Source organism: Nitrococcus sp. (assembly GCF_059432795.1).
Window position 1 is genome coordinate 1 of the sequence record NZ_JBXWZQ010000086.1, and the last position, 12842, is coordinate 12842.

Here is a 12842-nt window from a genome sequence, read left to right on the forward strand (position 1 = left end):
TGGCCGGCTCGATACTCGGGGCATTCCCGTGGTATTTCGCCGGGCGTCTGCTCGGCGAGCAGCGTTTGAAGGCGTGGGCGGGGCGGCATGGCCGGTGGCTCACCGTCACGCCGGGAGATGTCGACAAGGCGCTGAATTGGTTCATTCGTCACGGCGGCAAGGCGGTCTTCTTCGGGCGGCTGATACCCACCGTGCGGACATTGATCTCGGTGCCGGCCGGCTTTGCCTGCATGAACTTCCTGCGGTTCTTGTGCTATTCGATCGCCGGCACGCTGCTCTGGTCCGGGCTACTGGCCTGGGCGGGCTACCTTCTCGAGAGCCGCTACCGTGCGGTCGCCGATTACGTCGGTCCCCTGTCCACGGCAGTGCTCGTGGCGCTCGTGTTGATCTACCTCTGTCGGCTCGTCCTGTACCGCAACCCGGCCGGATTGCGGCGCTAACAAGCGCACACCGATGCCGCCAGTACACGACGGCAATGGAAAATGCGGAAAAATGAAGCGAGCCGCCCCCGGATCGACGAGCGCCGGCTGGTAGGAGCGCCGCTCAACCACATTCAGGGAAGGGGCGCCGTGCATCGAGCACCTACCCGGCCTTCGGCTCCCGGACGCTCGGCAGGGGATGGGAGAGACGGTCATCGAAAGAATGCGTAGAGGTGGATTGGATTTCAAAAAGCGCAGATCGCCAGCGCCTAGCGCACAGCCTAGATCTCATGGGGGACGGCCCGTTCCATCACCGGCTGGTCACATTGATTGAGGCGGCTTTTTTATGAACAATACAAAACTCGCTCTGATCCACATCACCGCTGCGGCCGCGTTAGCATTGGCCACCGCTTGTGCACCTCAGCCAATCATTTACGTTGATCAAGCCAATAAGAGTGGCCCGTGGGATGGGAGCAAAACACATCCATTCAAGACTATTCAGGATGGCCTTAACAAGGCCAAGATCAACGCCGGAGAGATCGTGGAGGTTCGCGGCGGGGTATATGCAGAGAGTTTGGTCATGAAGCCCGGCACCGTGCTGCGCAGGGCAGCCGACGCAGGGTCGGTTGTCATTCAGGGCACCGCAGGGAAACCAACGATCCTGGCGAAAGACTATGATGCGATATCCGGTTTTCTCATCGAGGCTGGCACGCCAGCTGTGCTGTTCAAGCTAGCGGCAGACGAGCCGCCTGTGCCGGATGCGCTGACGTCCGTTGCCAACTGCAAGATCGAGGCAACTGATGCAATCCAGATCGAAACGAGCAACTCCCTCAGTTTCGGCTCCGAAACGCACCGCAAGTTCGAAATGTGGACAGCCAACAACTGGATTCTCCCGGCCAGCGGTGGGGGTGGCGGCGGGACAGGGATTCGCGTTAGCCTCGTTGGGCCCAAGACCGGAGAACTCTCCCTAAAGCTTAGAGTCGCGGATAACGTCATCCAGCAGAAATCCACTGCCATCGACGTGCAGGCCATAGGCCAAGGACCGAACCCGGGTGGAATAACACGCGCGCTTGCCGCAGGCACGCTCGATAACAATCTTCTCTTTTTCAACGGCGCCGGCATCCGGCTGACCGGCGAGAACCTGGGCAGCGCCGAACCCACGATCTTCAACAACACCATCGCACATAACAGCTCTCACGCTATCGTTGCCGACGCTGCAAGCGGTCCAGACGGCGACTCCGCGACACACCCCGACGTAATCAATAACGTCATTGCCATGAACCAGGGATTCGGCTATCTGGAACTCGCCAAGAAGACTTCGGCGAAGACCCTCTCGCACAATCTCTTCTTTCAAAACAGCCAGGGCCATTACCAGGACGAAGACAGCGGTTCGGTCATCAACACGCAGACGGGCCTTAACACGCCGATTGTGAGCAACAAAGTGGTCTTCGTCAGTGGCGAAGGCAACGTCGTTGCGGACCCTCGATTCATACAGGGCACTTTCTCATGGAACGGAAAAACCTGGGGCCAGGAAAAGGCGGGGAGCTATTTTCTACAGCACGCGGCTAGCTCGCCCAGCCCCGGGATCGATAAGGGGCTCGGCACGGCCATGCAGGCGGGACTTCACCTAAAGTCAACCCGAACGGATTTCAAACCGGACTCCGGCACCGTAGACCTCGGCTTTCACTATAGGGAGCCCTATGCCGAATGAATCGTCAAAACTAGGGTCTGTTGACAATTAAACCAGCCAGATGAAGCTGGCGACGAGCGCGATGAACGCGGAGAAGCGGCTGGCGAGCTTCTCGTAACGGGTGGCGATGCGACGGAAGTGTTTGATCCGGCAAAAGAAGCGTTTGACGAGGTTGCGATGCTTGTAGTGGTGTCGGTCGAAATCGCGCGACAGGCGGCGATTCGATTTGGGCGGGATAACGGCAGCCGCACCGCTTCGTTCGATGACCGCAATCAAGCCGTCGGCGGCGTAGGCCATGTCGGCGACCACGGCCTTGCTTGGGATGCCCGCGATCAACGCCTCGGCGCAGGGCGGATCGTGGTGCTGACCGCCGGTCAGCGGCCAACGGGCGAGGTGGCCCAAGCCCTTGACGAGGCTGTGAATCTTGGTGCTCAGTCCGCCGCGCGAGCGCCCCAACGCTTGCGGACCGTTTTTTTTGGCGCGCCCGCGGCGTGCTGGTGGGCTCGAACGATGGTGGAGTCCAGGAAGACCTCCTCGAAATCGGCGTCTTTGGCCAGTTCGGCGAACACGCGATACCACATGCCACGATTGGACCAGCGCGCGAAGCGCTTGTTGCGCTGTTCCACGGACCAAACACTTCCGGTAGATCGCGCCACGGTGAGCCGGTGCGGGCCCCCCGCAGCACCGCCTCGACGAACAAGCGGTTGTCTCTGGCGGTGACGCCGCAATCGCCGGCCTTGCCCGGCAGCATCGGTTCAATGCGTTCGAACTGGTCATCGCGAAGAATCAACCGTGGAATGTCTCCAGCTTCATCAATGCGTTGGAGAAGTAGCTTAAACTTAAATGTGAAAATACCCTAGTAGTTGAGAATCCGCCGCCAAGCTACGGGCGAACTGCGACCGCGGGCGGTGAGACCCTCAGCCTCGTTGGCCCGTGCCGCAAGTAGTGCTGCAGTCCACATCGCAGCAGTTTCCGGGCACTGGAGCGCCGCAAGGGTTATGTGCTAGGAGGCGGCGCTCAGACAACGGCGCTCAGAGCTCAATGGAGGTGGGATGCCGGAGTTGCCGGACGTCGAGGTGTTCGGGCGGGGCATCCGCGAGCAGGGGCTGCACCGCCGTATCGAAACGCTCGCTCTGCGCGACCCGGACCGGTTGCGCGGCGCCTCGCCAGGCGAGCTGGACGGGGCACTGCGTGGCTATGCGTTCGAGGCGGTACAGCGCCACGGCAAAATGCTGTGCGTCAAGGTGAGCTCCAACCGGTGGTTGGTCATGCATTTCGGTATGACAGGCTTCGTCGCGTTCTACAACGACTCGAGGGACGAGCCAGCCCACGCCCGCCTGGTAATTGGGTTCGACGATCGGGGCTGGTTCGCCTTCGATGATCAGCGCCGCTTCGGCTGGCTGGAGCTCATCGACGATGTCGCGGCTTATCTACGCTCCCAGAACATCGGCCGGGACGCGCTGAGCTACGATGAGGCGACCTTGCGCGGCTTATTCGCCGATAAGCACCGGATGATGGTGAAGACGGCCTTGATGGACCAGGAGAAAATCGCCGGAATCGGCAATGTTTACTCGGACGAGATCCTTTTTCAGGCTGGGGTGCGACCTGATCGCAAGGCCGGAGAGCTAAATGATGCCGAGGTCAAAGCGATTCAAGCCCAGATGCGCGCGGTGCTCCAGGCGGCCGCGGAGTCCGACGCCGATCCGGCGAAGATGCCGCACGACTGGCTGACCCCGCACTGGGGAACCGACGGTCCCTGCCCGAGGTGCGGGTGCGCCCTAACGAGACTCAAGGTGAGCGGACGCACCGCCTACTCCTGCCCGCACTGTCAGCTCTGAGCGCCGGCCGGCATCTGCATATCGATGGCTGCTCAAGCCAGGCAAGCACACGTGCCCCACCGACTATTTCAGCCCGATCCTCGCTGGCGGCTTTGCCGAACCTATTGCCGCAGTAGCGAGGTGTTGGGCCTAGGGCAGCATGCCAGCAAGGAGCCGGACGCTGAGCAGCGTTTCAAGGAAGTCGGTGAAGCCTATGAGCTGCTCAAAGACCGTAAGGAACGGAAGGAAAACACCGTCACCGCGCTCGGCGCCATCCGCATGCCCGCCTTGCGACACAGGGCTGACGCGCTTAGGCGGTGCTTTGCTGACCGATAGGCTCTATCTCAAAGGGCAGCATCTCCTCGCACAAGCGGATGTGCTCGTCGAGCTGTTGCTCGTTATCCGCCCCAATAAACACCACACCGAGCTCGAAGGAGTAGGAGTCCTGGTGGAGCATGTCGGAGAGCGCCATGTCCTCGCGGACATTGAGTTCTACGCAGGCGCCGGGGAAGCGCTCCTCAACGCGCTGGATCTCCGCCTGCGACGGGGCCCGGCGCACGATACCATCATCGAACACACGGATCATGTGTTTCGCGGCGATGGCATAACGGCCTTGCCCCTTATACATCCGTGGTGGGAACCCTAGGCCGACGTCGACCATGACCTGTAAATGGGGCGCACCGTCGACAAGTTCAAACAAGGCTGCATGCGAGCGTGACACTCGCGAGTTGATCTCCAGCAACCAGATCCGGTCATGCTGAGCATCATGGTAGAACTCGATATTGAACGGCGCGTCGTTATAGCCGATGTGCGTTATGAATCGCTGCGCGTATTCGATCATGCGCCGCTGGACCGCCTCGGGCAGCTGCGAGGGATAGCGGTAACGCGTCAAAACCGAGCGATGTTGGGAGTGGCGTGCCGTATCGATCACGCCGTAGATGTGCGGCTCTCCGTTTAGCACATACCCCTCCAGTGTGCACTGCTCACCGGCCGAGATCATGCTCTCGGCGATACAGTGATGGCCGGTGACCTGGGCGATGTCATCAGGTAACTCGGCATAGGCGGCAACCTCGGTGAAGGGTCTTGCGAGCCGGCCAATCTTTTTGCAGATCATGGGTATAACTCGCCTGAGCGCTTCAGGCCCGTCGATGCGAAAGCCCAGCTGGGAGGAATGGGCTTTTACCGGCTTGATCCAGAACGGATAGGGGAGCTCAATCTGAGCAACCGGGTCGTCAGCAAACGGGTCAACTGCCTGAAAGCCGGGCACGCATTCGGGTATCGAACGAGCCTGCTCAACGCGGCTCCAGTACTTGTGCTCGCATTTCAGCACGGCCTCCAGAGAAGGGCCGCGCAACCCGAAAGGCTGGCGGAAAATGGGCAACAGCGCGCTGCTGGGGAAGTCCCAGTAGCTGACAATGGCATCCACTGAGCCGGCAAAGCCTTTTAGCTCGCTGAATCCATCGCCGAGCAGCTTCTCCACATGGTACTCGTCCGCGTGCACCACCTCATCAAGGGGCAATAGCGGACGTATTCTATAATCCTCGCTGTGATTCAGCTTGCGCAGCATTCGCTCGCCGAGCTCATCGTAGCCGAGCACGAAAACGTTCCACGGCATGGCTGGTCCTCTTACTTCGCAAGGTTTCTACCAACGTACAGAGTGAACAACATTACAGAAGGTTCCGGCGTCTGCCGTGGATAACTGCGCTTCCGCGGCCCGGCTTCTCGCTGCGTGGCGCGCAAGAGTCTCTAGAGCGAAAGCGCGAACTGCACTTCCCTCAGCGAGCTGATCTCGTCCGGGTTTACCCGGCGAAGTCCGTCGCGACGAGTGCTTGGAACCCATTGACACCCTTCATCTCGCGGCCTAAACGGGATGACAATGAGTCCCACGGTGACGCCGAGCCGGCTGTAAGCCGATTGCGATCCGATTGGCCGTGGCGAATTTGCCCGCCGAGTTGCGGACCATGACCTTCGATCACGATGCCCCGACTGAGGAGAGACGATATGAAAGCCGTCGGCTACACAAGCCCCGGTCCGATTGACCGCGAGGACGCGCTCATCGATTTCGAGATGGACAAGCCCAGTCCCACGGGACACGACCTTCTGGTCCGGGTGCAGGCGATTTCGGTCAACCCGGTGGATTTCAAGGTGCGCATGAAACGCCCGCCCGAGGGTGACCGCCCGGTCGTGCTGGGCTGGGATGCCGTCGGAGAAGTCGTCGAGACAGGCGAGAAGGTAAGGGCGTTCAAGCCAGGTGACATGGTCTGGTACGCAGGCGTCATCAACCGTCCCGGCACGAATGCCGAATTCCAGTTGGTCGATGAGCGCATCGTCGGCCGCAAACCGAAAACGGCATCGCTCGCCGAGGCCGCCGCGCTTCCATTGACGAGCCTGACCGCCTACGAGATGCTCTTCGACCGCCTCCGCGTGACCGACCCCGTGCCCGGCGCCGCGCCCGCGGTCCTGATTATCGGCGGCTCAGGCGGCGTCGGGTCGATTGCGATCCAGCTCTTGCGCGCGCTGACGGAGCTGAGGGTCATCGCGACGGCATCGCGGCGCGAAACCAAGGCCTGGGTGGGCGAGCTGGGAGCGCACCATGTGCTCGACCACAGCGAGCCCCTGATTCCGCAAATCGACGCAATCGGGCTTGGTCAGCCGGGATACGTCTTTTGCACCACCCACACGGATCAGTATGTCGACCAGAGCGCCGAGCTGATCGCGCCGCAAGGCCGGTTCGGCCTGATCGACGATCCGAAGACCCTCGATATCAAGCCGTTCAAGGCCAAAGCCGCCTCCATCCACTGGGAACTGATGTTCACCCGGCCCCTGTTTCAAACAGCCGACATGGCACGCCAGGGTGAGATTCTGAATGAGGTTTCAGCGCTGCTCGACGCGGGAAAGATCAAGTCGACCGCGACCGAAACACTGGGGAGCATCTGCGCCGAGAACCTCAAACGCGCCCATGCGGCTCTCGAGAGCGGGAAGGTGCGTGGCAAGCTGGTCCTGGAAGGGTTCTGAACCGTCTCCCTCGTCAGAGGCGAGCACGGCTTACGCCCGAAGTGATCGGCCGGCGTTCGTCATGGGGGTGCCGCCTATTCGCCCGCCTCTACCCGATTGCGGCCGAGCCGCTTCGCCTGGTAAAGCGCGCGGTCGGCGGCACGAATGAGATCCTCGGGTTTCTCTTTGACGCGTGTGCCGTCCATGTGCGCGGCGACGCCTCCCGACAAGGTGACGTGAACCTTGCTGTCCGCCGCCACCGGGTAGTGCTCGGCCTCGACCGCACCGCGGATGCGCTCCATGATTTTGCATGCCAGTTCCAAACCGGCCTCCGGAAGCAGCACCACGAACTCCTCGCCGCCGTAGCGGGCGATGAAGTCGTTGCCGCGCAGGTGGGCGCCGATCATCCCGGCAACGCGGGCGAGTACGGCATCTCCGCGCTGATGACCGTAGCGGTCGTTTATCGTTTTGAAGTGGTCGAGATCGAGAAACCCAAGACTCAGCGGCCGTTGCTGACGGGTGGCGGCCTCGAAGACCTGACCGATCACTTCGTCGAAACGCCGGCGGTTGAAAAGACCGGTCAGCGGATCGCGACGGGACAATTCCTGCAGCTCAACGGTCGTCCGTTCGGGCTCACTCGCCCGGCGGTTGGCTTCGCTGGCATGCTGCAGCAGCTCGAGGTAGCGCATGACCAGCAGCTCGCGGGCCTCATCCGTGACACCGATGGCTTGTTGATTCGACAGCAGCGGTGTCTCGAACAGCTCCTCGATCTCCGGCAGCGAGTCCGCGACCTGCCGCAGAACCGCCCCCAGCACGGCACCATCGAGTGCCAGCCAACGCTCGTTCGCGCTGGCCACGGCGGCGGTGGCGGTCTCGGTGTCGGCCGCCAGATAAATGTCCGCGATGTGGCGCGATACGCCAAGGCAGGCGATGAAGGGGCGCAGGTGCTCGGCCTCGTTGGGGATCTCTCCGCTATGGATGGCCGCCGTGGCAAGGGGGAGGTAGTCCGGCAGCCCCCACTCGCGCATGATCCAAGCGCCGGCCTCGCCGTGGTCGGTACCCAGCTGATCCCGTTCCCGCGCCATGAGCGTCTCGTGGGGCAGTGAGGCATCGAGCAGCTCGGGATAGCGCTCGGGGAACACGGCGGCCAACACGAGCACGCCGATTTCCTGGAGCAGCCCGGTGAGAAACAGCTCCTCCAGCGCGTCGGCGTGGCAGTGCCGACCCAGCTCCCGGCAGGCCAAGGCGGACAGCAGGCACCGGCGCCAGAAGTGCTCCAGGTGGTGATGTCGGCGTTCACTGCCCTTGAGGCTCGTCGCCAGCGAGAAGCTCAAGGCCACGGTAATGGTGGAATTGAGCCCAAGGCGCATCACGGCCTGGTTCAGGCGGCTCGTGCGCCGTTGCTGTCCGAGCACGGGTGAGTTGGCCACGCGCAGGATTTTCGCGGTCAAAGCCGGGTCCTTGGAGATCAGCACGGCAAGCCGGTCGATCTCGATGTCCGGCTCGCGGGCCATCCTGACGATCCCCAACGCGACGCCGGAGAGCGTCGGCAGCTTGGGACAGAACCGCAGCAGGTTTTCGATTTCTGCGTTCATCTTCGTTGTGAAACCGAATCCGTCGGGCACCCTCGCCTATCAGGCAGTCTCACCGAGGCGGCGCCTACATTGATGCTATACCGATTCGAATCTGACGGTGGTGGTCGTGGGATCCGCCGCCGACGGTATGCGAGAAACACTTTACCATGGGCAAGCGCAGCGTCTCGTAATTTGATCGCACTGTCGCGAAGGGCTGATAGGCGGCTTGCCGTGAATCGTTCGCGGCACCACATTGGCAATTTTGTCACTCGCGTGGCGTCTAAACTATCGTCTGTCCGGTTCGATGGCATCTCTCGGCGGCTATGGGTACGCTACTGAAACGCTTGGTGCTGGTTGTCCTGCTACTGTCCGCCGTGATGATCGCCGCGGTCGTGCTCTTCATCGATACTCCGCCGGTCAAGCACTTTGTCGCCGCGCGGATCAGCGACGCCATCGGCCGCCGGCTGACGATCGCCGGCGATATTGCGCTCGATTGGTCGCATACCCCCCGTTTGGAGCTCAACCGGGTGGCGCTCGCCAATGCCCCCTGGAGCGACTCGCCGACGATGCTGGCGATCGGCAAGCTCGGCGTGGAAATCGATCTCCTGGCGCTCGCGCACGGCGAGGTGGTTTTGCCGCACCTCGATGTCGAAGACTACCGGCTGCTGCTCGAGCGTTCGAGCGAGGGCATGGCCAATTGGCGCTTCGGCGAGGACGAAGCGCACGACGACGAGCCGGTCATCCCCCCGGTGATCGGTTCCCTGCAAATGCATCGGGGCACCGTTGTGTATCGGAACCGCTCGGCGGGGGGGAGCCGACAGGTGACGCTTGACCGCGTCCAGGGCGGTATCACGCAGCCAAAACGACGGCTCGAGCTCGCGGGCGCCGGTCGCATCGACGGCGAGCCGTTACGCGTGGCCGGAAAGATCACATTCGGCAACGAGGACAACGCGGAATCAGCGCAGCATCCTGTCGCGCTGGACGCGGCGCTCGGCGAGGCCCGTGCTCAGCTTGAGGGCAGGGCACGCAACCCGCTTTCGCTCGATGGACTCGATGCCGAGGTCTCGCTGCGGGGAGGGGCGCCGCTGGTGCTGCTGCCGGGCGGACCGGCGGGGCGCCTCACTGCCCGGCTCACGCGTGAGGGAGATGTCTGGCAGCTGCGATCGCTCCGCGCCCGTTGGGGAGAGAGCGAGTTCAACGGTCGGCTCAAATTGAAGCTCGGCGGGCAACGCCCGGCCATCACGGCAACGCTGGCCGCGCCGCGGCTCGATCTCACGCCGTTCTTCGAGGCACGGTCCGAGGCCGGGGGAAAAAACCGGACTCGTGCGCCGATCAAGCTCCCAACCGCGGCGCTGCGTTCGATCGATGCGGATATCCGGATGACGAGCGAGCGGCTTAAAGCATCCGGCGTAACGCTTTACGATCTGACCATGGACTTATCCCTGGACGCCGGCCATCTTTCCATCACACCGCTTCGAGCGAGGCTCGCCGGCGGCGAGGTGGCCTCCAGCCTGGACGTGCGTGCCGACAAGACACCGCCAAGATCGGCGCTCGAGCTGCGCCTCGCTGAGCTCGATCTGCGCAAGCTTCTGAGCGCGCTCGATATCCCCGTCGAAGGATTGGGCACCCTCGACGCGCAGCTCGAAATATCCGGCACCGAAGACTCCCTGGCGGACTGGCTCGCGGGTGCCGACGGCCGTCTCGCGGTCGTGATGCAGAAAGGCCGGCTGGATGCGCTTTTGCTCGAGTTGCTGACGGAGGATGTGACGGGCATCCTCGAAGCGCTCGCCGGCGTCGGTCAAGGCGCCAACCGGATCCGCTGTCTGATAGCCGATGCCGTGGTAAAAGACGGCGTGATGCAATGGCAACGCTTTCTCATCGATACCCCCGATACGAAGATCATTGGCGATGGCGTGGTTCACCTTGCGCAACATACGCTCGATATGAAGTTGTTGCCTCGGGACAAGGACTTCAGTCTGATCTCGGGCCAGGCACCGATTCACATCCGCGGGCGCTTCACCGATCCCGAGATCGCTGTCGATGAATCGGCGATGGCCGCCTCGTTGCTGGTTCCCATCGAGTTGGGTCTGAGCGAGAACGCCGCCTGCCAGGAGCTTGCCCGGGCGGCACGAGAGCACCTCTAAGCAATAAGGAAAAAAGCGATGCAAGCAGCGGTTGAGGAAAAAGAGGCCACACACCTTTTCGAGGAGGTGGACGAGGCGCTCAAGCGGGGGGACGACGAGTACCTGCATGCGCTGCTGAACCCGCTAGAAGCCGCAGAGCTTGCTCACGTGCTCGATGCGTTCCCGCACAACGTGCGGGCGCGGCTGTGGTCGGCGGCCGGGCACGAGGAAGGCGCGGATGTGCTTCTGCACATGAGCCAGGATGCGGCGGCCCAGCTTGGCGAGGAGCTTGGGGCGGAGGCGTTGCTGGAGACGGCGACGGCGCTCGACGCCACCGAGGTCGCGGAGCTCGTGGAGGCGCTCAGCGAGGAGGTCACCGAAGAGCTGCTCGCCGCCATGGACGTCGTGCGCCGCCAGCAGGTGGACGCCGTGCTGTCCTCCCCGGAAGGCACGGCCGGGCGGCTGATGCACGGCGATGCGGTGGCGGTGCGCCCGGAAGTCAGCGTCTCGGTGCTGCAGCGGTATCTGAGCCGTCTCGGCGAGCTGCCGGAGAACACCGATCAGCTGATGGTGGTGACTCGGGATCAGCACTTTCTCGGCACCGTGCAGGTATTGGATTTGCTGCGCCAGCCGGCCGACACCCAGGTACGCGAGGTCATGACCACGGAGGTACGCACGATCGCGCCCGATCTCGACCAGCGGGAGCTGATCCGCTTGTTCCGCGATCGCGATCTGATCTCCGCACCGGTCGTGCGCGACGACGGCAGGCTGCTCGGGCGCATCGTGGTCAGCGATGTGATGGATATACTTCAGGAGGACGCCGAGCACGCCATCATGGCGCGGGCGGGCCTCGATGAGGATGAAGACCTGTTCGCGCCGCTGCTGTCCTCGGCCCGCAGCCGGGCGATCTGGCTGGGGATCAACCTCGGTACGGCCTTTCTCGCCGCCTGGGTGATCGGTTTGTTCGAATCGACATTGGACCAGATCGTCGCGCTCGCCGTTTTGATGCCCATCGTCGCCAGCATGGGCGGCATCGCCGGCTCGCAGACGCTGGCGCTCGCCATCCGCGGACTGGCGCTCGGCCAGATCCTGCCCTCCAACACGCGCTGGCTGCTGCGCAAGGAAGTGGGCATCGGCGTGCTGAACGGTCTGCTCTGGGCACTGGTAGTGGCCGCCGTGGCATCGCTGTGGTTCCGCGATCTGCGCCTCGGTGCCGTCATCGCCGCGGCCGTGGTGATCAACATGCTGGCCGCGGCGATCGCCGGACTACTGGTGCCGCTTGCCCTGGAGCGGATGCGCTTCGACCCCGCGCTGTCCGGCTCGGTCATCCTGACCACGGTCACGGATGTCGTAGGGTTTACGAGCTTTCTAGGATTGGCCACTATGTTTCTGCTGTAGACCGGATTGTCACGCGTGCCGCCTTACGTGCCACGAGCCTTTTCCTGAGCTTGTAACACCAATCCGTAAATCACCGGCAATACCAACAGACTCAGGGCCATAACGCTCACCAGGCCACCCACCATCGGAACGGCAATGCGTTTCATGGTCTCGGCTCCAGCTCCCGTGCTCCACATGATAGGCAAAAGGCCGCCGATAGTGGAAACTCCCGTCATGGTGACCGGGCGTACCCGTTCCGAAGCTCCTGCATAGACCGCGGCCATGATGTCTTTGGATGAGAGGCGGAGCGTCTGTTGCAAAGGAGGTGAGCTCTCCGCCTCCTCGTGTGGTTTCCCCGATAGCTTTTCCTGACGGCGCCTAGCCACTTCTTGATCGATGAAAGTCAGCACTAATATCCCGGTTTCAGCGCCCACACCGGCCAAGGCAATGAACCCGACCGCTACGGCTACGGACAAATTAAAGCCCAGCCAGTACACCAGCCAGAAACCCCCGATGAGCCCAAAGGGTATCGAGAGCAGCACGATCATCGGTTCGGTTAGGTTGCCGAAATTAAGGTAGAGCAACAAGAAAATAATGAACACAGTCAACGGCGCGATCAGCTGCAGCCGCTTAGCCGCCCGTGCCATGTATTCGTACTGGCCGGACCAGGTAATCGTGTAGCCTGGGGGAATATCTACCTGGCGCTTCACTACCTCCTTGGCCTTGGCGACGTAACCGCCGATGTCCGAGGTCCTGAGATCCACGTACACCCAGGCGTTGGGGCGAGAATTCTCGCTTTTTATAACAGGCGGCCCTCGATGCAACCGAAGATCAGCCACTTGGGACAA

The 12842-nt window shown here is 62.4% G+C and carries 10 protein-coding genes and 1 pseudogene; 7 read left to right on the plus strand and 4 right to left on the minus strand.

The window, feature by feature from the left end; genetic code table 11:
* Nucleotides 1-440: DedA family protein (locus AC52Q4_RS06665; protein ID WP_495536022.1), on the plus strand; the 440-nt coding region annotated here is incomplete at its 5' end.
* 325 nt (nt 441-765) lie between these two features.
* Nucleotides 766-2130, plus strand: a complete 1365-nt coding sequence (locus AC52Q4_RS06670; protein WP_495536023.1) for a hypothetical protein — start codon at nt 766-768, stop codon at nt 2128-2130.
* Between the two features lie 27 nt (nt 2131-2157).
* Here the strand turns inward: AC52Q4_RS06670 and AC52Q4_RS06675 are convergent.
* Nucleotides 2158-2860 (minus strand): annotated as a pseudogene (locus tag AC52Q4_RS06675) (IS5 family transposase).
* A 301-nt stretch (nt 2861-3161) separates the two neighbouring features.
* Here AC52Q4_RS06675 and AC52Q4_RS06680 point away from each other — a divergent pair.
* Nucleotides 3162-3947 carry an Fpg/Nei family DNA glycosylase gene (locus tag AC52Q4_RS06680; protein ID WP_495536024.1) on the plus strand — a complete coding sequence of 262 codons (786 nt, stop codon included), beginning with the start codon at nt 3162-3164 and terminating at the stop codon, nt 3945-3947.
* 51 nt (nt 3948-3998) lie between these two features.
* Complete coding sequence (locus AC52Q4_RS06685; RefSeq protein WP_495536025.1) at nt 3999-4262, plus strand: hypothetical protein; 264 nt, start codon at nt 3999-4001, stop codon at nt 4260-4262.
* Here AC52Q4_RS06685 and AC52Q4_RS06690 read toward each other — a convergent pair.
* Nucleotides 4237-5541, minus strand: a complete 1305-nt coding sequence (locus AC52Q4_RS06690; RefSeq protein ID WP_495536026.1) for an ATP-grasp domain-containing protein — start codon at nt 5539-5541, stop codon at nt 4237-4239. The two genes, AC52Q4_RS06685 and AC52Q4_RS06690, sit on opposite strands and share 26 nt — an antisense overlap.
* Before the next feature lie 386 nt (nt 5542-5927).
* Here AC52Q4_RS06690 and AC52Q4_RS06695 point away from each other — a divergent pair, with 386 nt between their 5' ends.
* Nucleotides 5928-6941, plus strand: a complete 1014-nt coding sequence (locus AC52Q4_RS06695) for a zinc-binding alcohol dehydrogenase family protein (RefSeq protein WP_495536027.1) — start codon at nt 5928-5930, stop codon at nt 6939-6941.
* A 74-nt stretch (nt 6942-7015) separates the two neighbouring features.
* Here the strand turns inward: AC52Q4_RS06695 and AC52Q4_RS06700 are convergent, their stop codons facing one another.
* On the minus strand, nt 7016-8515 hold the full coding sequence (locus AC52Q4_RS06700; RefSeq protein ID WP_495536028.1) for a diguanylate cyclase: 1500 nt from the start codon (nt 8513-8515) through the stop codon (nt 7016-7018).
* A 302-nt stretch (nt 8516-8817) separates the two neighbouring features.
* Here AC52Q4_RS06700 and AC52Q4_RS06705 point away from each other — a divergent pair, with 302 nt between their 5' ends.
* A complete protein-coding gene (locus tag AC52Q4_RS06705; RefSeq protein ID WP_495536029.1) occupies nt 8818-10638 on the plus strand; it encodes an AsmA family protein in 1821 nt (606 codons plus the stop codon).
* 18 nt (nt 10639-10656) lie between these two features.
* The gene (gene mgtE / locus AC52Q4_RS06710; RefSeq protein WP_495536030.1) at nt 10657-12015 is read left to right on the plus strand and encodes a magnesium transporter; all 1359 of its coding nucleotides are present in this window, start codon (nt 10657-10659) and stop codon (nt 12013-12015) included.
* 23 nt (nt 12016-12038) lie between these two features.
* Here mgtE and AC52Q4_RS06715 read toward each other — a convergent pair.
* A partial coding sequence (locus AC52Q4_RS06715; protein WP_495536031.1) for an efflux RND transporter permease subunit occupies nt 12039-12842 on the minus strand: 804 nt, incomplete at its 5' end.

Excerpts from the sequence above, each read along its gene's own strand:
- AC52Q4_RS06680 (WP_495536024.1), top strand. The coding sequence starts at position 3,162 with ATGCCGGAGTTGCCGGACGTCGAGGTGTTCGGGCGGGGCATCCGCGAG.
- AC52Q4_RS06705 (WP_495536029.1), top strand. The coding sequence starts at position 8,818 with ATGGGTACGCTACTGAAACGCTTGGTGCTGGTTGTCCTGCTACTGTCC.
- AC52Q4_RS06700 (WP_495536028.1), bottom strand. The coding sequence starts at position 8,515 with ATGAACGCAGAAATCGAAAACCTGCTGCGGTTCTGTCCCAAGCTGCCG.
- mgtE (WP_495536030.1), top strand. The coding sequence starts at position 10,657 with ATGCAAGCAGCGGTTGAGGAAAAAGAGGCCACACACCTTTTCGAGGAG.
- AC52Q4_RS06670 (WP_495536023.1), top strand. The coding sequence starts at position 766 with ATGAACAATACAAAACTCGCTCTGATCCACATCACCGCTGCGGCCGCG.
- AC52Q4_RS06695 (WP_495536027.1), top strand. The coding sequence starts at position 5,928 with ATGAAAGCCGTCGGCTACACAAGCCCCGGTCCGATTGACCGCGAGGAC.
- AC52Q4_RS06690 (WP_495536026.1), bottom strand. The coding sequence starts at position 5,541 with ATGCCGTGGAACGTTTTCGTGCTCGGCTACGATGAGCTCGGCGAGCGA.